This is a genomic window from Erythrobacter sp. K21-9 (assembly GCF_055808355.1).
The window spans coordinates 2,379,551-2,402,885 of the sequence record NZ_CM147866.1; the positions used below are offsets into that span (position 1 = coordinate 2,379,551).

Annotated in this window: 20 protein-coding genes, 1 tRNA gene and 3 pseudogenes; 10 read left to right on the forward strand and 14 right to left on the reverse strand. The window is 59.5% G+C overall.

The genetic code is table 11. From position 1 onward, the window contains the following. The first annotated feature begins 289 nt into the window (after positions 1 to 289). Positions 290 to 970, forward strand: coding sequence for a hypothetical protein (locus tag AC0L39_RS12190; protein ID WP_473258233.1), 681 nt, complete (start codon positions 290 to 292; stop codon positions 968 to 970). Positions 971 to 1,029: 59 nt separating this feature from the next. Here the strand turns inward: AC0L39_RS12190 and AC0L39_RS12195 are convergent. Then, positions 1,030 to 1,119: transfer RNA gene (locus tag AC0L39_RS12195), tRNA-Ser, on the reverse strand. 183 nt (positions 1,120 to 1,302) lie between these two features. On the opposite strand from AC0L39_RS12195, the pseudogene hspQ reads away from it, so the two are divergent. Next, positions 1,303 to 1,684 (forward strand): annotated as a pseudogene (gene hspQ / locus AC0L39_RS12200) (heat shock protein HspQ). Positions 1,685 to 1,704: 20 nt separating this feature from the next. Here hspQ and AC0L39_RS12205 read toward each other — a convergent pair. Then, entirely contained in the window at positions 1,705 to 2,565 is an 861-nt protein-coding gene (locus AC0L39_RS12205) for an ABC transporter permease (RefSeq protein WP_473262373.1), read from the reverse strand. 115 nt (positions 2,566 to 2,680) lie between these two features. Between AC0L39_RS12205 and AC0L39_RS12210 the strand changes: the two genes are divergently transcribed. The 3 genes from AC0L39_RS12210 to AC0L39_RS12220 are packed head-to-tail and all read left to right on the forward strand — an operon-like array spanning position 2,681 to position 4,968. Further along, positions 2,681 to 3,442, forward strand: a complete 762-nt coding sequence (locus tag AC0L39_RS12210; RefSeq protein ID WP_473258235.1) for a GcrA family cell cycle regulator — start codon at positions 2,681 to 2,683, stop codon at positions 3,440 to 3,442. Between the two features lie 40 nt (positions 3,443 to 3,482). Next, positions 3,483 to 4,007, forward strand: coding sequence for a DUF1993 domain-containing protein (locus AC0L39_RS12215; RefSeq protein WP_473258236.1), 525 nt, complete (start codon positions 3,483 to 3,485; stop codon positions 4,005 to 4,007). 1 nt (position 4,008) lies between these two features. Beyond that, positions 4,009 to 4,968 carry a DUF481 domain-containing protein gene (locus tag AC0L39_RS12220; RefSeq protein WP_473258238.1) on the forward strand — a complete coding sequence of 320 codons (960 nt, stop codon included), beginning with the start codon at positions 4,009 to 4,011 and terminating at the stop codon, positions 4,966 to 4,968. Between the two features lie 22 nt (positions 4,969 to 4,990). Here the strand turns inward: AC0L39_RS12220 and AC0L39_RS12225 are convergent. The 6 genes and pseudogenes from AC0L39_RS12225 to AC0L39_RS12250 all read right to left on the reverse strand — a co-directional run bounded on the left by AC0L39_RS12225 (position 4,991) and on the right by AC0L39_RS12250 (position 12,266). Further along, positions 4,991 to 5,676: pseudogene (locus AC0L39_RS12225) on the reverse strand (spermidine synthase family protein). Between the two features lie 120 nt (positions 5,677 to 5,796). Continuing rightward, positions 5,797 to 6,855, reverse strand: a complete 1,059-nt coding sequence (locus AC0L39_RS12230; RefSeq protein WP_473258240.1) for a class I SAM-dependent methyltransferase — start codon at positions 6,853 to 6,855, stop codon at positions 5,797 to 5,799. A gap of 171 nt (positions 6,856 to 7,026) precedes the next feature. Further along, positions 7,027 to 9,313: pseudogene (gene pnp / locus AC0L39_RS12235) on the reverse strand (polyribonucleotide nucleotidyltransferase). Positions 9,314 to 9,486: 173 nt separating this feature from the next. Next, positions 9,487 to 9,756: a 30S ribosomal protein S15 gene (gene rpsO, locus AC0L39_RS12240; protein WP_190786757.1), complete on the reverse strand. Its 270-nt coding sequence runs from the start codon at positions 9,754 to 9,756 to the stop codon at positions 9,487 to 9,489. Positions 9,757 to 9,768: 12 nt separating this feature from the next. After that, positions 9,769 to 10,770, reverse strand: a complete 1,002-nt coding sequence (gene truB, locus AC0L39_RS12245; protein ID WP_473258242.1) for a tRNA pseudouridine(55) synthase TruB — start codon at positions 10,768 to 10,770, stop codon at positions 9,769 to 9,771. Then, positions 10,767 to 12,266: an SLC5 family protein gene (locus tag AC0L39_RS12250; RefSeq protein WP_473258244.1), complete on the reverse strand. Its 1,500-nt coding sequence runs from the start codon at positions 12,264 to 12,266 to the stop codon at positions 10,767 to 10,769. Before AC0L39_RS12250 ends, truB begins: the two co-directional genes overlap by 4 nt. Before the next feature lie 82 nt (positions 12,267 to 12,348). Between AC0L39_RS12250 and AC0L39_RS12255 the strand changes: the two genes are divergently transcribed. From AC0L39_RS12255 to galK, 3 genes are read left to right on the forward strand one after another with little or no spacing between them, the layout of a single operon-like run. Continuing rightward, complete coding sequence (locus AC0L39_RS12255) at positions 12,349 to 14,505, forward strand: alpha-galactosidase (protein WP_473258245.1); 2,157 nt, start codon at positions 12,349 to 12,351, stop codon at positions 14,503 to 14,505. Continuing rightward, positions 14,502 to 16,007, forward strand: coding sequence for a glycerol-3-phosphate dehydrogenase (glpD, locus tag AC0L39_RS12260; RefSeq protein ID WP_473258247.1), 1,506 nt, complete (start codon positions 14,502 to 14,504; stop codon positions 16,005 to 16,007). The genes AC0L39_RS12255 and glpD overlap by 4 nt, the downstream gene beginning before the upstream one ends. Next, a complete protein-coding gene (gene galK, locus AC0L39_RS12265; protein WP_473258249.1) occupies positions 16,004 to 18,130 on the forward strand; it encodes a galactokinase in 2,127 nt (708 codons plus the stop codon). The genes glpD and galK overlap by 4 nt, the downstream gene beginning before the upstream one ends. Here galK and AC0L39_RS12270 read toward each other — a convergent pair. From AC0L39_RS12270 to AC0L39_RS12285, 4 genes are all read right to left on the reverse strand, one after another. Next, positions 18,127 to 18,291 (reverse strand): hypothetical protein, encoded by a 165-nt coding sequence (locus AC0L39_RS12270; RefSeq protein WP_473258252.1) that lies wholly within the window; start codon positions 18,289 to 18,291, stop codon positions 18,127 to 18,129. The two genes, galK and AC0L39_RS12270, sit on opposite strands and share 4 nt — an antisense overlap. 17 nt (positions 18,292 to 18,308) lie before the next feature. After that, positions 18,309 to 18,713, reverse strand: a complete 405-nt coding sequence (locus AC0L39_RS12275; protein WP_473258254.1) for a site-2 protease family protein — start codon at positions 18,711 to 18,713, stop codon at positions 18,309 to 18,311. A gap of 158 nt (positions 18,714 to 18,871) precedes the next feature. Then, positions 18,872 to 19,420 carry a GNAT family N-acetyltransferase gene (locus AC0L39_RS12280; RefSeq protein ID WP_473258256.1) on the reverse strand — a complete coding sequence of 183 codons (549 nt, stop codon included), beginning with the start codon at positions 19,418 to 19,420 and terminating at the stop codon, positions 18,872 to 18,874. Continuing rightward, positions 19,417 to 19,992 carry a thymidine kinase gene (locus tag AC0L39_RS12285; protein ID WP_473258257.1) on the reverse strand — a complete coding sequence of 192 codons (576 nt, stop codon included), beginning with the start codon at positions 19,990 to 19,992 and terminating at the stop codon, positions 19,417 to 19,419. Before AC0L39_RS12285 ends, AC0L39_RS12280 begins: the two co-directional genes overlap by 4 nt. A gap of 151 nt (positions 19,993 to 20,143) precedes the next feature. Between AC0L39_RS12285 and AC0L39_RS12290 the strand changes: the two genes are divergently transcribed. Both AC0L39_RS12290 and AC0L39_RS12295 read left to right on the forward strand, forming a co-directional pair. Continuing rightward, positions 20,144 to 21,769: an AbgT family transporter gene (locus AC0L39_RS12290; protein WP_473258259.1), complete on the forward strand. Its 1,626-nt coding sequence runs from the start codon at positions 20,144 to 20,146 to the stop codon at positions 21,767 to 21,769. Between the two features lie 127 nt (positions 21,770 to 21,896). Beyond that, complete coding sequence (locus tag AC0L39_RS12295; RefSeq protein ID WP_473258260.1) at positions 21,897 to 22,469, forward strand: YceI family protein; 573 nt, start codon at positions 21,897 to 21,899, stop codon at positions 22,467 to 22,469. Here AC0L39_RS12295 and rbfA read toward each other — a convergent pair. Next, positions 22,466 to 22,879 (reverse strand): 30S ribosome-binding factor RbfA, encoded by a 414-nt coding sequence (gene rbfA / locus AC0L39_RS12300; RefSeq protein WP_473258263.1) that lies wholly within the window; start codon positions 22,877 to 22,879, stop codon positions 22,466 to 22,468. The genes AC0L39_RS12295 and rbfA overlap by 4 nt on opposite strands. Next, the gene (locus AC0L39_RS12305) at positions 22,879 to 23,316 is read right to left on the reverse strand and encodes a PaaI family thioesterase (protein WP_473258265.1); all 438 of its coding nucleotides are present in this window, start codon (positions 23,314 to 23,316) and stop codon (positions 22,879 to 22,881) included. Before AC0L39_RS12305 ends, rbfA begins: the two co-directional genes overlap by 1 nt. Positions 23,317 to 23,335 lie beyond the last annotated feature (19 nt).

Consider the following 23,335-nt stretch of genomic DNA (forward strand, 5'->3'; position numbering starts at 1 on the left):
ATGGTTCCAACCTCGTATACCTTATCAAATAACTATATTTAAAGCATTGAAGTTACGGATTTTTTCCCGTTCGAAGTGCGTCGGGTCAGAATTCTTCACAGGCAAGTGTCTGCAGAATCGCAACACTCTCACTCGCTCTCACGGCGCGCCCGCAACATCCTGATTTTCAATAAACTCTCGAGTCGCAAGCCCGCAATTGCGGGTCAATTTGGCCGCTGCGATTGGCAAATGTGTTGTTTCAGCACCGTGAGCCACGTAGGATTGGCGCGAGGACAGTGGGGGGTATCGGGTGCAAGACGCCGAGAGTTCTTCGACAATTTTTTCGAGTGAATGGCTGCTGGGCCTGTACCTCGTCGTCATCATCTTGCTTCTCGCCGCCGGGACCTCGCTTCCCTACTGGCTTGACCGGTCGGAGCACTCAATTGTCATCTCAGATCTTGGTGCAGATAACGTAATCGGTCCGGCTGGTCAGACAGCCGGCGAAGATGCCAGCATCGCTGCAACCTTACCGGCGGATCAGGCTTTCGCTAATCTTCCACCGGAGAGCGATGTAGGCGGCACGGACGCGGCGATGAGGGTAGCCGAGCTAGACGTTCGGGCGGCACCCGGCACTCTCTCGGATACAACCGATGACACGTTCGCCTCTCTAGGGGAGGTCGATTTCGACCTTGGTGAGCGGACTTCGGTTACGCCTGATGCGAGGCTCGCCGGAGGAAACCGGATCGAAGTGCAAAAGACGCTGTTCGCACAAGGTGCCCCGCTGGGCTCGCTGACTGTGACAGTCGATCAGAACGCACGGCTTTTCCTGCGCGGCGCGCAACTGAATGAATTACTCAAGAGCTCGGCAATATCGCTTGGAGCGTCAGCAAAGATCGCATCCAATGAGCTGATATCATTCCAGAGGCTACGCGAAGACGGGATCAACCTTCGATACGACCCAATGGACGACCGAATTATCCTGCAGCCCTAGTCAGGGCGCCGCGAGGCTTTCGAACAGTAGGCAAATGGACCGTCTGATTGACCGGAAGGTGGCGGAGAGACAGGGATTCGAACCCTGGGTACCCGTAAGGGCACAGTAGTTTTCGAGACTACCCCGTTCGACCACTCCGGCATCTCTCCGCGTCCCCGAGGGAGCTTCAATAACACCTGGAAGGTACTGAAGCTGGTCAAAGGGAGCGCGCCCGTTAGCGCAGCCTTGGCTCCTTGCCAAGGCCTATTGGCCCACAAAAATGGGGCATATCTCCAAGTCCGCCGCTACCTGGCGCTTGTTTTGCAGTTGCGAAGGTCCATATTCCTTGGACTATGGAACGCTCAGAGTTCTTTTCGACCCAGGCAGGGCGCACAATCAACGCGCCGCGCCAGACCCGTACGCGGTTTGGTATCGGCGACGTCGTGCGCCATCGCATGTTCGATTTTCGCGGGGTCGTTTTCGATATCGATCCTGTCTTCGCTAACAGCGAGGAATGGTACCAGTCGATTCCCGAAGACATTCGTCCGCCTCGCGACCAGCCGTTCTACCATCTCCTCGCCGAGAATGAGGAAGAGAATTACGTCGCCTATGTCAGTCAGGGCAATTTGCTTGCAGATGCCGAGCATGGTCCGGTGGACCACCCGACCGTCTCCGAGCTGTTCGAACAGTTCAAGGACGAGCCGCTATCGGATGCGCCGCTCGCTGACTCACTGATTGGCCGCAAGGGCTGCCGTTCAGCTCTTGAGCTTCCAGCCCGACCGCAGCACGAAATAAACAGCGACTGCGATCAGGGCATTGAAGATGCCTATGCCGATTGCGGCAGCCATGACGTCACCCGATCCCCCGATATCGCTTTCTCCGAGGAAGCCGTAACGAAAGCCGGAAATCACGTAAAAAAACGGATTGGCCCTGCTCACCGCCTGGAAGGCCGGCGCGAGGTTGTCGATGATGTAGAACGTGCCCGACAGCAGCGACAGCGGCGCAATGATGAAATTGGTAATCGCCGCGTTGTGATCGAACTTTTCAGCCCAGATCGATGTGGCAAGGCCCAGCAGGGCCAGCATGACCGAGCCCATTAGCCCAAACCAGACGATCGCCCATGCGTGTTCGACCGTTAGGCTCACGCCAGGCCAAAGCGCCATGGCCAGCGCAACCGCGCAGCCGACGGCGATTGCCCTTGTGACCGCAGCCAGCACGATCCCGCTCATCAACTCTCCCGGCGAAAGCGGCGGCATCAGCAGGTCGATGATCGTGCCCTGGATCTTGCCGGAGAGGAGCGAAAAAGAGGAATTGGCAAAGGCATTTTGCATCATGCCCATCACAATCAGGCCCGGCGCCACGAAGCTTGCGAATGGCGCGCCCAGCACTTCACGCCCGCCGCGCCCCAGGGCGACGGTGAAAATGACGAGAAACAGCAATGTCGTGACAGCAGGAGCCCATATCGTTTGCGTCTGCACCTTGAGAAACCGGCGCACCTCCTTCATATAGAGGGCGAACAGACCTGTGCGGTTTATCCCGGTGATCACCGGCTGGCCGCGCGGCGGAAACCGGGTGCTCCCCCCGGTCGCAACTTCATCGGGGGCGGCGTCCGACATCGGGCCTGCGGCGGAATCTCGTGAAGCTTGCTTTTGCATGGCTTCGCCGCCTAGGGCCTTGGTCAGAAACTGACAAGCCGGGCGCTTGAACAGAATTGAGAACGGATAGACATCTATGAGCTGGACTGACGAGCGTATCGGAACGCTCAAGAAGATGTGGGAAGGCGGATCAACCGCCAGCCAGATCGCAGAAGAACTGGGCGGCGTGAGCCGCAATGCCGTGATTGGCAAGGCGCACCGCCTTGGCCTCAAGTCGCGTCCTTCTCCGGTGAAAGCCAATGAGAAGAAGAAGGCAGCCAAGAAGACGGCGACGAAGACGGCGGCGACCACGAAGAAGGCTGCGGCCAGCACCGCAAAAGCTGCATCGGCGAAGCCTGCGGCAAAGCCAGCAGCAGCGTCGGCAGCCTCCGCAGCTGAAAAAGCCGACGCGCCGGCCAAGAATGATGGTTCGCCCTCACAGCCTGTTCCCAATCCTACGCCCGACCTGCCGAAGATCGTTTCGGTCGGCCCCGGCGGGTTTTTGCGGCAGGGTCCGGGCGATCAGCAGCCTCCGATCCCGCCTGCTCCGCCGCGCCGCCTTGTCCCGGCCAAGCCGAGCCCCGAGATTGCCGACAAGACCAGCCTGCTCGATCTTTCCGACAAGGTTTGCCGCTGGCCAATGGGGCATCCCGGCGAACCGGATTTTCATTTCTGCGGCGTGGCCGTGAACCCGGGCTTCCCGTATTGTGTCGAGCATTGCGGTACGGGCCTATCAGGCACAATTGCCGCGCGGCGCGCGCCGTCCGCCTCCGCCCCTGCCTTTCGGCGGCCCGCGAGTGCGCTAAGGCCATTATTTGAATATCCGAGGCCCGCCGATTGCTTTCGGCGGGCCTTTTGATTTTACCATCCAGTCCATCAGCATCCGATCGGAGAGCACAATGCCGCTTTCGCTTCACACCGCTTATGTCCCGAGCGCCCTACAAATGCTTGGCACCGCCGACCATCTGATGAACACAGCAGAGAAATGGTGCGCGGAACGCGAGTGCGATCACTCCGCGATCATCGGCGCGCGGCTGATCGATGACATGTTGCCGTTCTCGTATCAGATCAAAAGCGTCGCCGAGCACACTGCCGGTTCGATCGAGGCCGTGCGCAAAGGCGTCTACAGCCCAGACCTCAACCCGCCGCCAGCCACATTCGATGATTTGCGCGCAAAGATTGCGGATGCGCGCGAGGTCATGAACGCCCTTGGCGAAGACGAGATGGAGGGATGGATCGGTCGCGACATGCGGTTTGAATTCAAGCAGCGGGGCATGGATTTCACTGTCGAGGATTTCCTGCTCAGTTTCAGCCAACCCAACTTCTACTTCCATGCAAGCGCCGCATACTCGATCGCCCGGATGCTGGGCGTGCCGATTGGCAAAATGGATTTCATGGGCGCTGTGCGCGTGAAGAGAAGTTGATATGCTGGGCTCGAAGTTTCTGATCCGGGCCGCCGGAGGCGCGTTGGCCCTGCTGACGCCGACAGCGGCGTTCGCCGACATTCCGGGTCCGGTCCGCGCCATGATCGACGCCGCCCTGGCCTCGGGCGACGAGGCCAAGATCCGGACCGTCATCGAGCTGGCGCGTGAGACCAATCCTGATGAATCTGACGAGCTCGACGCAATTCTCGGCGATTACGAAGTCCAGCTGGCTGCCCAAGCTGAAACTGAGGCTGCTGCGGAAAAGCAGGCAATCCGCAATGCCGGCGTCTTCGAAAACTGGTCCGGCAAGGGTGAACTTGGCGCATTCCGCGCCACTGGCAACTCATCGAACACAGGGATCACCGCCAGTATCTCGCTGAAACGCGAAGGCATCGACTGGACGCACAAATTGCGCGGACGCGCCGATTACCAGCGCAACAACGGGGTGACGTCGCGCGAGCAATATTCAGCGACCTACGAGCCAAATTACAACATTTCGGACCGGCTCTTTGCCTACGCCCTTGCCCAGTACGAGCGGGACAGGTTTCAGGGCTTTTCTGCGCGCTATTCGGTGTCAAGCGGCCTTGGTTACCAGATCATCGATCGGCCCGACCTCACGCTCTCTGCGAAAGCCGGTCCGGCCTACCGCGTCACCGAATTTGTGACCGGCGAAAGCGAAAGCCGATTGGCTGGCCTGATCGGTGTCGATTTCGACTGGAGCATCACCGACCGGCTGACGCTCACCCATGACACGAACGCCCTGGCAGAGACGGGCGGATCAGCGACGGTCATTATCGATGGGAACAACACCAGCCTCGACCTGGTGACGGGCCTCAATGCCAAGATCAGCGACAGCCTGACAGCGCGGTTTTCCTATGCCGTCGAATATGACAGCAACCCACCTCCGAGCGCAGTCGGCACCGACACGCTGAGCCGGGTGACGCTCATTTACGGCTTCTGAGGCAGCGGATCAGCTATGAGAGCTATGTTTTGCGCGCGAACCAGATCGTGTGGCGCGGGCCCTTGTTGTTCGGTAGCGTGCGCGCACTTCGCGCATGTCCACGCTGAAGCCCGCATCCATCAGCCGTTTCGTGAACTTATGATCAGGCGCTGCCGACCAAATCGACAGGATCCCGCCAGGCCTGAGAGCTTCGCGCGCCTTGGCCAGTCCGGTGCGGGTGTATAGCCGGTCATTTGGATCGCGAACGATCCCGTCCGGTCCATTATCGACGTCCAGCAGGATCGCATCGTACTTATCGCAGGTTCCATCATTCGCGTCGTCGATCAGCGCACCGACATCGCACAGGACAATATCTCCGCGCGGATCCTTGAGCGTGTCCCCTGTCAGTTCAGCCAGAGGTCCTTCGGCCCATTCGAGTATCTCGGGGACGATCTCGGCAACGCGTATCTCGGCATTCTGCGGCAACGCCTCCAGAGCCGCGCGGTAGGTGAAGCCCATCCCGTAGCCGCCGATGAGAATACGCGGCGTATTGGCGGATAGCTCAGCGATTGTCAGTACCGCGAGTTGCTCTTCGGAGAACTGCATGCGGGTGCCCATCAGCTCGTCCCGGTCGAGCATGATCACGAAGTCACGCCCGTGGCTGACGAGCGTCAGGGTCTCCTCCCCTCCGGGAATGGCCGCATTGGCAATCTGGATACGTTCAAGCATCGCGCGGGCCTAGCCGCACTTCGGCCTAAAAGCACCACAAACTCGCACATTGCAGAGCCCTGCCAATCTGCTGGTTCGCAAGTGAATGTGTCTGCTCCGCCTCTCCCTCGGAAAGCGACTTTATTTTGTGATCTCAAGGACCATGTTTGTAGGCGTCTCTGCCGCGCACTTCACATGACTGAAGCCCGCTTCGCTCAGCACCTCGGTAAGACGTTTCTGCCCGGCCTGAGCGCCCAGCCCATATCCCACGTCCTGCGCGAGCGAAGCAGGCGTGCAGGCGGTCGTTGAGAAGCCATAATATATCTGGCCGAGAGGATGCATATTGTCGGACAGGCAATCCCCCGCCATCGGTTCGACGATCATGAATGTGCCATCGTCCTTGAGCGTCTCGCGGACACGCTTGGCCGCTCCGACAGGATCGCCCATGTCGTGCAAGGCATCGAACATGCAGGCAAAGTCGAAATCCGCACCGTCGAAATCCTGCGCTGCCGCGACCTGAAACTCGGCGTTTTTCAGGCCCTCTTCCGCTGCATTCTGCCGAGCCTGATCTATGGAAGGTCCATGAAAGTCGATCCCGACAAAGTGCGAGTTGGGATAAGCCTTCGCCATCATGACAACGGACGATCCGTGCCCGCAGCCAATGTCCGCGACTTTCGCCCCTTTCTCGAGCCGATCGTGCACCCCTTCGAGAGACGGAATCCATTCAGAGAGCAAATGCGCTTGGTATCCTGGCCGGAAAAAGCGGTCGGTCGCGCAGAAGCAGCAAGGTGATTGTTCGCTCCAAGGACGTCCCTTACCTGATTTGAAGGTGTCGACCGCTTTGACGTGCTCTTCATACTGAGAGACGATCGCCTGGAAAAAGCCCTGCATGCAGGCCGGCTGTCCTTCACGCGTGAATATCAGTGCCTGCTCTTCACTCAGATGGTAGGTCTCGTCATCGGGATTGTATGACACGTAGCCGCCCGCCGTGACCGATCCCAACCATTCTCGAAGGTATTTGGGGTTCATCCCGGTCTTTTCGGCAAGACCATCTATGGTGACAGGTCCGGCCTTGTCGATTGCGGCGAAGACCCCTGCCTGATCGCCCAGATAGCACATGAATACGCCCATGGCCCCGGCTACATCACCGACAACCTTGCCAGCGAGCTCTTCAAGCCTTGCCTCGTTAACTTCGCTCATCACACGTTCTCCCGTTGAAAGACGTGCGACCCGTGCCGGTGTTAGATTTGCGCAGTCCGACTCGCTGCTGAACGGCACTGTATCACGCGGTGAGTTGCAAATCCTGCAAGAAAGACAGGGGCCGCCCGGATTATCTCCGAGCGGCCCCAAATCACTTTAGATCGAAAGAGCTTAGTCTTTCAGAAAGTCCGGCATCTGGGCGGGACCATCATTGCCGCCCTTGTCACCGCCGCGATCATTGCGCGGGCCACGGCCGCCGCGTCCGCCGCGGCGATCGCCGCCACGGCCACCGCCTCGGCCGCCCTTGTCACCGCGCGGTTCGCGCGGCGGGCGGGTGTCTTCCAGCTCCTCGCCGGTTTCCTGATCGACGACACGCATCGACAGGCGGACCTTGCCGCGCTGGTCGATTTCGAGAACCTTGACCTTAACTTCCTGCCCTTCAGAGACGACGTCGGTCGGTTTCTCGACACGCTCGTTCTTCATCTCGGACACGTGGACGAGACCGTCCTTGCCGCCCATGAAGTTCACGAAGGCACCGAAATCGACGATATTGACGACCTTGCCTTCGTAGATCTTGCCAACTTCGGCTTCTTCGGTGATGCCTTCGATCCACTTGCGAGCTGCAGCGATTTCGTCAGCGTTCGAAGACGAAATCTTGATCGTACCTTCGTCGTCGATATCGACCTTCGCACCGGTTTCGGCGACGATTTCACGAATGACTTTGCCGCCCGTGCCGATAACGTCGCGGATCTTCGACTTGTCGATCTGCATCGTTTCGATACGCGGAGCGTGCTTGGACACTTCACCGCGCGAACTGCTGAGGGCTTCGGTCATCTTGCCGAGGATATGCGCGCGGTCGGCTTTCGCCTGCTCGAGCGCCTGGGTCATGATTTCCTGCGTGATGCCGGCAACCTTGATGTCCATCTGGAGCGAGGTGATGCCTTCTTCCGAACCTGCGACCTTGAAGTCCATGTCGCCAAGGTGATCTTCGTCACCGAGAATGTCGGACAGGACGGTGAATTCTTCACCTTCAAGGATGAGGCCCATCGCGATGCCCGAAACCGGACGCTTCAGCGGTACGCCTGCATCCATCATCGAGAGGCTGCCACCGCAGACCGTCGCCATCGAGGACGAGCCGTTGGACTCGGTGATGTCGGACAGAACGCGGATCGTGTACGGGAATTCTTCCGTATCGGGCAGAACCGGGCGCAGCGCGCGGAATGCGAGCTTGCCATGGCCGGTTTCGCGGCGGCTGGTGAAGCCGAAGCGGCCAACTTCGCCGACCGAATAGGGCGGGAAGTTATAGTGCAGCATGAAGTTGCTGTACGAGAGGCCTTCCAGCCCGTCGATCATCTGCTCGGCATCTTTCGTGCCCAAAGTGGTGGTGCAGATTGCCTGCGTTTCACCGCGGGTGAACAGCGCCGAACCGTGGGTGCGCGGCAGCAGTCCGACCATCGCCTCGATCGGGCGAACTTCGTCGGTCTTGCGTCCGTCGATACGCTGACCATCCTTGATGATCGCCTTGCGAACGATGTCGCTTTCCAGCTTCTTAACGAGCTTGAGACGGCCCATGTATTCGGCTGGGTCGCTCTCGGCGAGGTCGGCATAGTGATTGCGCGCCTTTTCACGGGCGGCGTTCACGGCGTCCTGACGTGCCGATTTGTCGGTGATCTTGTAGGCTGCTGCCAGATCGTCACCGATGACACCGCGGAGATCATCAAGAGCGGCAGTCTTGTCTTCAACCGGATCAAGCTCCCACGGATCTTTCGCAGCTTGCTCAGCGAGATCGATGATCGCGCCGATGACCTTGCGGCTTTCCTCGTGAGCGAACATCACCGCGCCGAGCATCTGCTCTTCGGTAAGTTCCTTCGCTTCGGATTCGACCATCATCACGGCGTCTTGGGTCGCAGCGACGACGAGGTCGAGATTGCCGTCTTCACCCAGCGCGTCGGCGACGGTCGGGTTGAGAACGTATTCGCCGTTGTTGTCGAAGCCGACGCGTGCAGCGCCGATCGGGCCCATGAACGGCAGACCGGAAATGGTGAGCGCAGCCGATGCCGCGATCATGGCAACGATATCCGGCTCGGTCTCACCGTCATACGACAGAACCTGACAGATGACGTTGATTTCGTTGTAGAAGCCTTCCGGGAACAGCGGGCGGCACGGACGGTCGATCAGACGCGAAGTCAGCGTCTCTTTTTCGGTCGCGCGGCCTTCACGCTTGAAGAAGCCACCCGGGATACGGTACGGCTGCGGAGAATTTTTCCTGATAGTGAACGGTGAGCGGGAAAAAGTCCTGCCCTTCCTTCACGGATTTGGCGGCAGTAACTGCGCACAGCACCACGGTTTCGCCATAAGTGGCCAGAACGGCGCCGTCTGCCTGACGGGCGATCTGTCCGGTTTCGAGGGTGAGGGTCTTTCCGCCCCACTCCAGCGATACGGTTTTCTTGTCGAACATGTATTTTCCTTTTGAACCCGCATGCCACATTGCAGTGCGGGGCCTACTTTTTCCGAGTGTGCCGGCTCGGTCCGGTGCGGAGCGTCTGTCTGCCCCAAGGCTTGCAAACCGGATGTTCGCGAGCCCAAATGCGAAAAAGGCGGCCCGTTGGAGCCGCCTTGATCACGAAACTCTTATTTACGCAGACCCAGCTTCTGGATCAGTGCGTTGTAACGCTCCACGTCTTTCTTTTTCAGATAGGCGAGCAGGTTACGGCGCTTGTTGACCATCATCAGAAGGCCGCGGCGCGAATGGTTATCTTTATGATTGCCTTTGAAGTGATCGGTCAGGTTGCGGATGCGCTGGGTCAGGATGGCTACCTGTACTTCCGGGCTTCCGGTGTCGCCTTTACCCTGGGCGTGGTCCTTGATGATCTTGGCTTTTTCTTCGGCGGTTACCGACATGGTATTCTCTTTCTACTCAGCGACATCGGGAAGGTTAAAACCCCTCACGACCTTGGCCGTGCCATCCATGATTTCCACCAGCGCCACCGGAACATTGTCCAGCATCGCACAATAGAGCCCGGATGGTTGGGGCAGTTCAGACAGGACCCGGCCCTGGCGGACCGCCTGCGCGTCTGTCTGATTGAGGTTGAGGGCCGGGATGTCGTCCAGCCCCGCCTCTAACGGCAGGAGGAGGTCTTCAAGGCTCGCGCCCTTACCGATTCCGTTCAGATTGTCCAGTGAAATCGCTTGGGTCTGAAAGAAAGGACCAGCCTTGGTACGTCGTAAATAGGTAACATGACCGCAGGTTCCAAGGGCGCGGGCGATGTCCCGTGCAAGAGAGCGGATATATGTGCCCTTCGAAACATGCGCGATGAGCGTCACGCTTGATGCGACGACAAGCGGTGCAGTTGGATCGTAGGGATCAGGGCGGCCTTCAGAATCGGCGAAGGACGAGCCCAGCTCTTCGGAACCGGTATAGCTCGATGCCAGTTCGAGCGAATGGACCGTAACATTCCTGCTCTTGAGCGCCACGTCCTCGCCTTTACGGGCAAGGTCATAGGCGCGCTCGCCATCGACCTTCAGTGCGGAATAGGCTGGCGGGACCTGCTCGATCTCACCGGTGAAATGGCTGAGGACCGCGGCAATCGCAGCCATCGGAGGAATACGGTCCGACCGGCGGATCACCTCCCCCTCGGTATCGAGCGTGTCGGTTTCCTCACCGAATTGAATGGTGAATTCGTAGACTTTGCTAGCATCGAGCATACGCCCGGCAAGCTTGGTCGCTTCGCCCAAGGCAATCGGGAGCACACCTTCGGCCAGCGGATCAAGCGTGCCGCCATGACCGACCTTGGTCTTCGAATAGCCTCCCTCGCGCAAATTGCGCTTTACCGCCGCGACGGCCTGCGTCGAGCCGAGGCCTCTGGGTTTGTCGAGGATCAACCAGCCGTGCGGTGGGGCTTTCTTTTCGTTCATGTCTCAGCCGGGCGCGCCGAGCGGTCAAGGAACACGAGCCGCGCGCGATTGCCGAAGACCATCAGATTGGTCAGCAAGGCCACGAGTACGGAACTGAAGAGCACGAAGAGCATCACATCGATATAATGAACCCAAGGAAGGCCGATGGTCGCGTACCATGTCACTCCTCCGAAATTTGCCGGATCGTAGAGGTAGAAGGTGTGGAAAGCGTAGAGCAAAAATCCCCAGACCAAGCCGGCAACAGCAGCGCGCGCATCCATGTTGCGAAACAGGAGAGCCGCAATGAACGCCGACAGGATCGGCATCGAGAGCAACCCGTTGAGTTCCTGAAGAAGATTGATGATGCTGTCGGCTCCGGCATAGACCGGAACCAGCACGATTGAAATCGCCATTGCCACGATCCCGACAATTCGGTTGAGCCTTTTCACATCGACTTCAGGGTTGAGGAAACGGCGATGGAAATCGACCGACCACAGCGTGATGGTCGCGTTCATCACTGCCGAATAGGTCGTAAGGACTGCTGCAGCAATCATCGCCGCGAACATGCCGCTGGTCCAGTCGGGTAGCACTTCGCCCACGACCATCGCGTAGGCTCGGTCGCCGACATCGCCGAACAATTTGTATGCCACGATACCGGGCAGAACCACGATCGGAGGGACAATGAGCACCCTTATGATCGCTGCGGCAATCACGCCCTTTTGGGCCTCTTTGGCGTTAGGCGCGGCAAGCGCCTTCTGCGTGATGTTCTGGTTCGTCGACCAGTAGAAGATCTGGATAAACAGCATCCCGGTGAACAGGGTATGGATCGGGATCGGACTGTCGAGCGATCCTATCATGCTGAGCCGGTCTTCAGGCACCCCAGTCGTGATATCCCAGCCGACAGCCTGCATCGCCAGGAACACTACGACCAGAGCCAGCGCCAGAATGCCAACACCCGCATAGGTGTCGAGCACCGCGACCGCCCGCAGCCCTCCAAGGATCGCATAGGCCGCTCCGACAAAAGCGAATATCGCCGCAATCGCAACGACGGGCGCATCCACACCGAACAGCGTCTGCATGAACAGCGCGCCGGAATAGATGACAGCTGGAAGGTAAATGAAGAAATTGCCGAACAGGAACAGGCCGGAAATGACAGTGCGAATGCTAGCTCCGTCATAACGCTGCTCGAGCAATTGCGTGATCGTGGTGCAATTGTTGCGGTAGTAGATCGGCACGAATACGAAGGCGAGCAGCATCAACCCGACAAACCCTGCCAGCTCCCACCATGCGAGCAGCAGCATCTGGTTGCCGTTCATCCCGACGAGCTGGTCGGTCGAAAGATTGGTGAGCGTGATCGCGCCGGCAACGAATACCCAGCTCAATCCTCCTCCCGCCAGGAAGATTTCACGGTCTGCCGAAGCGTGGCTTTCGGCCCGTGCTGCCGCGACCTTGCGCCATGTGAGAATGGCGAGGATCGCCATCAGCGCGAGGAACACCGCGACCTGAATCACACTCATGAACTACCCTTTTCCCTGAACCCCGCATCTTACGGCGGATTTTCGTTGTCCTAACCGAACGGGTGCCGCATGGCGATGGGCAATGATCGAGCGTGACCCAGCCCTCCCCCGCTATGTCGAACTGCGCGCTGGCGGTACGTTTGTGGCTTTGGACGCGAACGCAGGTTCGCGTCCCATCCTTCTGTTTTCAGGGCCCGACATTCCCTCAGCGGATGCGGCGGAGCTGGCGCTGCTGGCAACGCGCCAGCACGCACCGGGCAGCGCGGCGGTTCCGGTGCGTGGTTCGCTTCTCGCCGAAATAGGTTCTGGCACAGCAGCCCCCTCGGGACTGCTTGCACATCGCGCAGGTCATGACTGGGCCATCGACCTGCAGGTCGTGCGGGTAGATCAAACCGAGGGCAACGCCGTTGCGATCTCGTGCGAAGACACAGATGCGCAAATTGCTGTCCGTCACGATCTAGCGCTGCAGCCAGACACCGGGATGCTCGTGTCGAGCACGGTCATCGAAAATCTCGGCGATAGCGAGCTGGAAGTCGAATGGTGCGCGGCGCTCTGCCTGCCATTCGACCCTCGCCTTTCGCGCTTCCTCAGTTTCACTGGGAAATGGGCGGGCGAATTTGCCATTGAGGAAGCGCCCGCCTTTCAAGGCAGCAACGTCCGCGAAAACAGGTCAGGTCGCACCGGTCACAACGTCTTCCCTGGCGGTATTCTGGCCGCGCCTCAAACGACGGAGAACGCAGGATCTGCGATGGGCTTTCACCTTGCCTGGAGCGGAAATCACCGATTGCGGATCGACCGGGGCAGCGACAATCAAGCGCAGGTCCAGCTCGGCGAGCTGCTCTTTCCGGGCGAAATCCGGCTCTTGAAAGGCGAATGCTACCGCACACCCGAATTGCTTACCGCGTGGTCGGATCATGGCCTGAATGGCGTCAGCCAGGCTTTTCATACGCATCTGACCAACGCGGTCTCGGATCCTCGCATCCGCTCAAAACCGCGCCCGGTGCATTACAACACATGGGAAGTGATATATTTCAATCACGATGAGCAGGCTCTGCTCGATCTTGCTTCACGCGCCGCAGATGTGGGCGCGGAACGCTTCGTGCTAGATGATGGATGGTTCGGATCGCGCCGCCACGACCGCGCGGGCCTCGGCGATTGGTGGGTGTCCAAGGACGTATACCCCGAAGGGCTGCACGCCTTGGTCGAGCATGTCCGCGATCTTGAAATGGAATTCGGGCTTTGGTTCGAGCCGGAGATGGTCAATCCCGACAGCGATCTTTACCGCGCGCATCCCGATTGGGTGCTTGGCATCGATGGTGTCGAGCCGATCCCATCTCGCAACCAGTTGACGCTCGATCTTACTAAACCGGAAGTTCGGGAATACCTTTTCGACCGCATTAGCGCGCTCGTGGCGGAATACGGTATCGATTACATCAAGTGGGACATGAATCGCGACACCCACTTTCCCGGCAGCGCTGGCAGGGCCGTGATGCACCGGCAGACACGCGCGGTTTATGCTCTGATGCAAAGCTTGCGCAGTGCCCATCCGGACCTCGAAATTGAAAGCTGTTCCTCGGGCGGAGCGCGAGCGGATTTCGGTGTCATGCGCCATTGCGCCAGGATCTGGACTTCGGACAATAACGATGCGCGCCAGCGTCAACAGATCATGCGCGGGGCCAGCCATTTCTTCCCGTTATGGGTGCTCGGCAACCATGTCGGGCCACGGCGATGTCACATCACCGGAAGACGCTTCGACATGGCATTCCGGGCGGGCAGCGCGATGCTTGGCCACATGGGGATGGAGCTGGACCTGCGCGCAGAGAGCGAAGCCGAACTCCAGGTCCTCAAAGCGGGCATCGCGCTGCACAAGCGCCATAGGCAGTTGATCCACCAGGGCCGCTTTGTCCGGCTTCAGTCCCCCGATCATACCAATCTCGTCGGCTGCGTGGCCGAGGATTGCAGCGAAGCCCTCTATTCCTATACGATCCTGGATACCGAATTATCGACCTTGCCGCAGCGGATCGTCTTTGGCGGCCTCGATCCGGCACAGCTTTACCGCGTCAGGCTTGTGTGGCCGCAGCACAATCCGTCGATTAGCGCACCGTCTATTGTCGATGCCGCAGACCTCATGAATGGCGGCCACGTCTTTTCAGGTGCAGCCCTTATACGGCATGGTATGCAACCGCCTCTCACCTTGCCAGACACGTGTCTGATCTATCACCTAGAAGCCTGCGAATGACAGAGCCCCATCCCGAGAATTACGACCTTCTGGTGGTCGGCGGAGGTATCAACGGTGCCGGGATCGCGCGCGATGCTGCGGGACGCGGCCTGAAAGTCCTTCTAGTCGAAAAGGACGATCTGGCCAGCCACACGTCGAGCGCCTCGACAAAGCTCGTGCATGGGGGCCTGCGTTACCTCGAACACCTTGAAGTGCGACTTGTGCGTGAAAGCCTGATCGAGCGGGAGCGGCTGCTCAACATCGCGCCTCACATTATCTGGCCGCTGAGATTTGTCCTGCCCCATGACAAGGGTCTTCGTCCAAGCTGGATGCTGCGTCTTGGGCTGTTCCTCTACGATCACCTTGGCGGGCGGAAACTGCTTCCGCCGACGCGCACAGTGAACCTGCGCGAGCCGCCACACGCATCGGTGCTTGAACACCGGCTGACCAAGGGCTTCGAATATTCGGACTGCTGGGTGGAGGATTCGCGCCTTGTCGTGCTCAATTGCCTGGATGCGAGGGAACACGGTGCTGTCATACGGACACGAACCGAATGCGCGCAGCTTGAGCGTGACGGGGACAGATGGACTGCCACGATTCGCAGCGGCGACAGCGAGGAGACTGTCTCCGCTCGCATGGTCGTGAACGCCGCTGGACCGTGGGTCGACGAAGTCCTGACCCGCGCCATTCCAGGCGCACATCATGAAAACCTTCGGCTGGTAAAGGGGAGCCATCTGATCTTTCCTCGCCTGTTCGAGGGAGAGCATTGCTACATTTTTCAGAACAGGGACGACCGCATCATCTTTGCGATTCCCTACGAACGCGATTTCACACTCGTCGGGACGACGGACCAGAGTTTCGAGGGCGATCCGACAGGGATCGACATTTCGCCCGAAGAGGCCGCCTATATCTGCGATGCAGCAAACGAATATCTGCGCGTCGATGTCTCGCCCGAGCAGGCCGTTTCGAGCTATGCCGGCGTGCGCCCCCTATACGATGACAAGTCGGCTTCCAATTCGACCGTCACGCGCGATTACGTTTTCGAGCTCGACAGGGGTGCCGACGGAACGGCGCCCGCGCTTCTCTCGATCTTCGGCGGCAAGATCACGACCTACCGTAAGCTTGCGGAACACGCGCTTGAAAAACTGGGTGTTTCCGGAGCTTCATGGACGGCAGCCAAAGATTTGCCCGGCGGTGATATCGACCCCGAGCGCTTCGATGAATTCGTCGCGCAAACCTCACAGCGTTTTTCGTGGCTCGCGAACAGCGCGGTCATTCGTATGACGCGTGCCTATGGGACGCGCATCGATGATATGCTTGGCGAAGCCGAAGGCTTGAACGATCTCGGCCCGCATATGGGCGGCGACCTGTATGCGCGGGAGCTTGAATACCTTGTGAGGGAGGAATTCGCGCATAGCGCAGACGATGTGCTGTGGAGGCGCAGCAAGCTTCGTTTGCACCTCGACAAGGATGCGCAGGCACGGGTGGCGGACTGGTTCGCCAGACAAGCGATCCCGGCGTGATCCAACCTGGTGAATTGAAGCGGTCTCTGGGCGGAAAAGCGGTGTTCCGCCGGGATCATCGCAAGGCCGATGGGCGCATGCTCCATCTTTACGGTCGCAATCCCCATACCTTGCCGCTCGAATCCGAAACCGCAGATGACATCGCGCAAGGCGGCGAGCTACGTTACCACCCACTGCGCGATGAATGGAATGTCTATGCCGCGCACCGGCAAAACCGCACCTTCAAGCCATCTGCAGCTCAAGACCCTCTTGCTCCGACCCTGAGAGATGGCCCCGAGACCGAGATCCCTTTCGCGGATTTCGAGCTCGCGATTTTTGAGAACAAGTTCGCTGCCTTTCACCCAAGCGCTTCCGATGCCGCCAGCTTGCCGGGTGTTGCGGCTGAGCCTGCCAAGGGAGCGTGCGATGTCGTGGTGTACGGGCCGGAGAGCAGCGGCAGCCTTCACACCATTGGTGCAGATCGTCGGCAGGTCCTGATCGCAGCGCTAATCGACCGCTATGAGACGATGTTTGCAAGCGGGTGCAATTACGTTCTGCCATTTGAAAATCGCGGTGATGAGGTGGGCGTGACCCTGCATCACCCCCACGCCCAGATTTACGGGTTCAAACGCGTTCCGCTGGTTCAGAAACGCGCGGCAGACGCGTTCGCGAACGGCTACGACTTGGCCAGCGAGATAGAGGCCGCAATGCCCGATTACGGACTCGGCGATCGCGGCGGCATAGCCGCGTTCGTCCCGCCTTTTGCGAGGTTCCCGTACGAAGTCTGGCTTGCTCCCCGCATCCGCCGCGAAGGACCGTGGGATTGCGCCGACGGCGAGCTTGAAGCTCTGGCCGAGTGGCTTGGCGAGATGACGCGGCGCTATGATGCGCTGTTCCAGCAGCCGTACCGCTACGATGATGGCATTTCATGCTTCCCCGGCTGGCGGATCGGCGAATTATCACTTCACGGTGCAGTTCTATCCGCTGCTTCGCGCTCCGGGGCGGATGAAATATCTTGCTTCTGTGGAGCAGCACACCGGCACCTATACAGTCGACGTCATGCCCGAGGCAGCAGCACAGGCGCTGAGGGGCCTATGACCACCGGTGAAGCCGCAGCCGCCCGCACGCCGGGCCGGGTCAACCTCATTGGCGAGCACACGGATTACAATGGCGGCATGGTCCTCCCGGCGGCGCTCTCTGTCGGTCTCGAAGTGACGCTTTTGCCGCGAGATGACACCGTGGTGGCTGTCAGTTCGAACGGATATGACGCACCTGCCATCCGCGACCTCGCCGACGATGCCGTGGGCGAGTGGGCAGACCCCTGCGTCGGCGCAGTGCGCGAGGCTAATGCGCTCGGACTGCTCGATGGCGGTGCAACGATCGACATCGTCTCGACTATCCCCGAAGGGTCTGGCCTGTCTTCCTCCGCTGCCTTGATCGTGGCTGTGCTGAAAGCGGCCCGTGCCGTGAAAGGCGAGGGGCTAAGGGATATCGATCTCGCGATCGCGGCACGCCGGGTCGAAAACCAGTATATGGGCGTGCCTTGCGGGATCATGGACCAGATGGCTGTTGCCCTGGCTTCTCCGGGAACGGCAATGGCGCTCGATACGAAAAGGCTCGAATATCGGCTGATTCCGCTGCCTCGAACCCATGACATGGTGGTGGTGCACTCCGGCGTGACGCGCAAGCTCACCGATGGGCGCTACGCTGCGCGCAAACGAGAATGCGACGCGGCCAAGCGCTATTTCGAAACTGAGGACTTGTGCCTGCTGGACCTCGACACGGTCGCAAGCTCCAAACTGGAAGAAACGCCGAAGAAGCGCGCGCTGCATTGCATCACAGAAAATGCACGGGTTCACGTAGCAATTGCAGCGCTCGACGCTGGCAACATCGATGCATTTGGCCAGGTCATGAACGAAAGCCACGCATCGATGCGCGAGATGTTCGAAATGTCGCTCCCAAAAATCGATGCACTGGTCGAAAGCGCGGTCGATCTTGGTGCCACAGGCGCGCGGCTGACCGGCGGCGGCTTTGGCGGCTGTATCGTGGCCTGCATTGAAACGCGCGCCCGCGCCGATTGGCTTGATGCCTTGCTGCAACGCCACCCGCAGGCGCGACTTATCGACGCGGTGAGCGGCGCCTAATTGCCGCTCACAAATTGCGCGACAGCAAGGTACTGGCCCATCACCCATTCGACCCGCGGCATGATAAACTGCGAGATCCAGCCAGTCCCAAAAGCCCAGCTTGCCGCAATCAAAGCGATCAGCAGGAACATGCCGACCTGCTGCAATTTTTCCCACTGCATCCGCATCGCGCGCGGCATTAATCCGCCGACGATATGCGATCCATCGAAGGGGGGATCGGAAGCAGGTTGAAGAGCCCCAGGAACACATTGATGAGGATCGAATAGAACAGCATCGTGGTGAGCGGTCGAAAATTGCCGTCCGCATCGGTGAGCAGCATCGAAGACGTTTCGCTTGTGCCGAATTGCACCTCGGCTGGAGCAAACACGCCGAACAGGATTGCAGCGACCAATGCGATGACAAAATTCGTCCCCGGACCCGCTGCGGCGACCGCCATCATTCCAAACCGCGGATTATCGAGCCGGCGCTGGTTGACCGGAACCGGCTTTGCCCAGCCGAAAATCGGGCCACCGAACAGCGCCATGACGCCCGGTACCAGTAGCGTCCCGATCGGATCGACATGCGGGATGGGATTCAGCGTCAATCTGACCGCGCTCGCTTGCGGTGTTATCGCCGAGCAGCTTTGCCATGTATCCGTGCGCAACTTCGTGAAACACGATTGCGACGACGAGGCACGGGATCAGGACCAGAGCCAGTGTTAGAGTTTGCAGCATGACAGCTACGTAGGGACCGTGAGGTCAATCAACCAGCCCATTCGTCCCTCAACAGCCCAAACACCGCCGTATCGCGCCTGTAACCGGTCCACGTCACGCGGTTCTGCCGCAGCACCCCTTCCTGCTGCGCCCCTAGTTTCAGGACAGCCGCCATGGAGCGCGTGTTGCGAGTATCGACCCGAAATTCGATTTTCGTGAAGCCGCAGGCCCACGCGTGTTCGATCATCAGCTTTTTCATTACCGCATTGAAGCCGATCCCTCGCACACGCGGGCTGATATAGGTCCCGCCAATCTCGACGACGCCGAACGGGTCGGGATTGATATAATTGCTCATGCCGACGAGGCCGCCATTGGATGCGTCAATCACAGCAAATCGGACCCAGCTTTCGAGAGAATGGAAGGCGGCCATAGCCTCGTCGAAATCCTCGCCCAGCATGTTGACCGGATAGATTTGCCAGATTTCCCGGTCTTCGGAGCAAGCCGCTCTCAATGGTTCGACATGGTGCGCGGCGAATGGCTCGATCCGGACACGGTCACTCTCAAGTACCCGAGACAAAGCGGATGGATCGGGTTTCATTCGCCAAGCGCCTCGCTGAAGTGTTTGCGGCAAAGCGCAAGATACCGGTCATTCCCGCCGATTTCGGTCTGCGCGCCTTCGGCCACGGGCTTGCCCGCTTCATCGACGCGGAGGTTCATGCTCGCCTTGCGTCCGCAGTGACAGACCGCCTTCAATTCGACCAGCGCATCGGCAATGCCGAGCAGCGCTGCCGAACCGGGAAACAATTCTCCCTGAAAATCGGTGCGAATGCCGTAGCAGAGGACAGGGATGCCCGCTTCGTCGGCGAGCCTTGCGAGCTGCCACACCTGATCTTTTGTGAGGAATTGCGCTTCGTCGATCAGGACGCAATCAACCGGCGCCTTCTCATGTGCGGCGTTGATGGCCGACCATAGATCTGTCGTCGGCGCATAAAGCTTTGCTTGTGCCTCAAGGCCGATGCGGCTGCGGACCATCCCCTCAGACCGCGTATCGAGTTCCGCAGTCCAGAGCATCGTCTTCATCCCGCGCTCGCGGTAATTGAAGTCGGCTTGCAGCAGCGTTGTCGATTTGCCTGCATTCATGCTCGAATAATAGAAATAGAGTTTGGCCATGCGGGCGAGATTACAGCGCAAGCTGCCTTCGACAAGCACGAAGGGGTCAGCGTACTCAAACCATCAACATCTGACACCATTCAGAGGGCAGACAGGCGCTGCGCGCAATGCTAGCCCCCAAAGATCGTGACCAAGCAACAGGGATACAAACATGGCGACTGCAGCTACGGCTGAAAGCAACCGGGAGGGCATGTCAGGCGTTCTCGGCTGGATCGAGCGAAGCGGCAACAAGCTGCCTGATCCGGTGTTTCTGTTCTTCGGACTGATCTTCGCCCTTATCGTAATCTCGATAATCGCAAGCCTCACCGGCTTGTCGGCGATCCATCCGACGCAGGTCGATCCCGACACAGGCGCTGCACAAATCATCACCGCGACCAGCCTTCTCTCAGCTGAAAACATTGCGAAGCTTTGGGTCGACATGCCGACCACGTTCACGCACTTCCATCCTCTCGGATACGTGCTGGTGGTGATGCTGGGAGCGGGCGTCGCCGAACGCTCTGGCCTGTTTGGCACAGCGATGCGCGCTGGCGTGCGCGATGCACCAAAGTTCCTGCTGACCCCGATTGTCGTTCTAGTCGGAATGCTGGGCAACCTTGCTGCAGACGCAGCTTACGTGGTTCTGATCCCCCTTGCCGGCATCATTTTCCACGCCGCCGGACGCAATCCAGTTGCCGGTATCGCGGCAGCGTTTGCGGGTGTCTCGGGCGGTTTCTCGGCCAATTTGTTGCCCGGTCAGCTCGACGCGCTGCTATTTGGCATCACCGAAGCGAGCGTAGGCACCGTCTTCTCCGGTTACACGGCAAACATCGTCGGCAACTGGTATTTCATAATGGCGATGACCTTTGTTTTCCTGCCGGTCATCTGGTTCGTCACTGACAAGATCATCGAGCCTCGCCTCGGTGCATTCGAGCCCTCGCGCGCCTCTGTGGTTGAAGATGAAGACACAGACCGGCCCCTGACAGACAAGGAGCGTAAGGGCCTCGGCTATGCCGGTCTTGCGGTCCTGTTCGTGGTGCTGCTCTGGCTCGGCTTTACCTACGGTCCGGGCACGCCCCTGATCGACGAAACGGCCAGCGCCGAAGCGCAGATGAACCCGTTCTACAAGAGCCTTGTGGCCGGGTTTTTCCTGCTCTTCCTGCTCGCTGGCTGGGCCTATGGAAAAGGCGCAGGCACAATCGGTGACCACCGCGACCTGGTAAAGATGATGACCGGCGCGATGGAGGACCTCGCATATTACCTCGTGCTTGCTTTCGCCGCAGCGCATTTCGTGGCGATGTTCGCATGGTCCAACCTCGGCCTTATCCTCGCAGTCCACGGAGCCGCCTTCCTGGGGAGCACCGAAATGCCCCCTTGGCTGCTCCTCACTTCGATCATCCTCGTGTCCGCGCTGCTGAACCTGTTTGTCGGCTCTGCCAGTGCGAAATGGGCGCTGATTTCGCCAGTGATGGTCCCGATGCTCATCCTGCTCGGGATTTCGCCGGAAATGGCAACTGCGGCCTACCGCGTCGGTGACAGCGCGACTAACATCATCACGCCGCTGATGGTCTATTTCCCGCTGATCCTGATTTTCTGTCAGCGCTGGGACAAGGAGTTTGGCCTCGGCTCCCTCGCGGCGGTCATGCTGCCGTTCTCAATCGGCCTCATGGTGTCAGGATTGCTGCTGACGATCGGCTGGGTCGTTCTCGACTTGCCGCTTGGCCCCGGTGCCAATGTTTGCATCGAAGTGCCCGGCGCCGATACCATCATCGAAGGGGCGTTTCCGGCGCGGGCTTGCTAAAGGAGCCGGCAACTGGACGGGCGGGCTGTGGCTTGCCCCGTCAGGCACTCGGTTCGCGGCAAGGGTCGATTAAGGTGGCGCCTTTTAATCTCAATGGCCGTAGTAAGAGGCGCAAGGAGCCGAATTGATGCTGAGACGCCGCCTGACGATCCTGCCATTGCTGGCGCTCGCCGTGCTGGCCAATTCCAGCGCGCCGCGCGACTATGTGCTCGATGCAGGCGGCAGCGAAGTGACGGCAAAGGTGCCGTTCTTTGGCCTGTCCAGCAAATCGATGAAGTTCCCGAAGATGTCTGGCGAAGTCAGGATCGTGCCCGGCTCACCCGAGCAGGCGACGATCGACGTCACATTCGATGCAACGGCGCTAGAGGCTCCTGACGAAACCACATTGAAGCGGCTTCGCGGCGAAAGATTCTTCTGGGTGGAGAAATACCCGACCGTGCGCTTTGTGGGGAAATCGCTGAAGCTGAAATCGCCTACCCAGGGGACAGTCGCCGGAGACCTGACGGCGCGCGGTGTTACACGCCCCCAAGTGCTGGACGTTACTTTCGACACCGATCCGGTGGCATCCGCTCCTGGAACACCGGTCCGCTTCACCGCGACGACGACCATTGACCGGCGCGAATACGGAATGAAGAGCTATCAGCTTATCGTCGGGAACAAGGTCGATATCACCATGCGCGCCCGGATGATGCCAAACTAGGCTTCCGGTTCGTCGCCATCCTCCAGATCGCGTGCGACCTTGGGGTCGCGCAGCAATTCTTCGATCCGGTCCGCTTCGGCGAAGCTCTCATCCTTGCGGAATTTGAGCTTAGGCGCGAATTTCAGTCCGAGCCGCTTGGCAACCTCCCGCTGGAGAAATGCGGTATTCTGGCGAAGCGCATGGACAATGTCATCCTCGCCCGCACCCAGAAGAGGTTTCACGTAGGCAGTCGCGTTCCTGAGGTCCGGCGTCATGCGGACTTCGGTCACGGCGATATTGGCGGCGCTCACCACGTCATCGTGAACTTCCTGTCTCGCGAGCAGCTCGGACAGGATATGGCGCACACGCTCGCCAACTTTCAGCACGCGGACCGATTGTTGTTCGGCAGTGTAAGGGTCTTTGCGCGCCATCAGCTCATTCCGGTTTCTGTCGGCGACGGGCGCGGAGTGGGCAGCGCGGTAGAGGTTGCGCGCGCCATGATCGTGCCGTCCTCGGTCAGCAGCTCGCCTTCGAGGAAGACCACGCGCCGCCCGGCTTTCACCACCCTGCCCTTGCCGATAAGCGGGCCTTCCGGGATCAGGCGAATGAGCGTCATCGAAAGCTCGAGATTGAGAGGTGCCATCTCGCCGCTGGTTGCCGCGACAAAGGCATAGCCCATCACATCGTCAAGATAGCCCGCAACCAGACCGCCCTGGACGCCGCCGCGCCAGGTGGTCATCTCACGCTTCACGGTGAAGCGCATGGTCGCAGTCTGCGTCGCCTCGTCGAACGAAACGAATTCCGAGCCCAGCAGCGATGAATGCGGCGATTGGTCGGAATCCTGCGCGAAGTGGTCGGACGTGTTCATCAACCTTTCCAAATCGCTG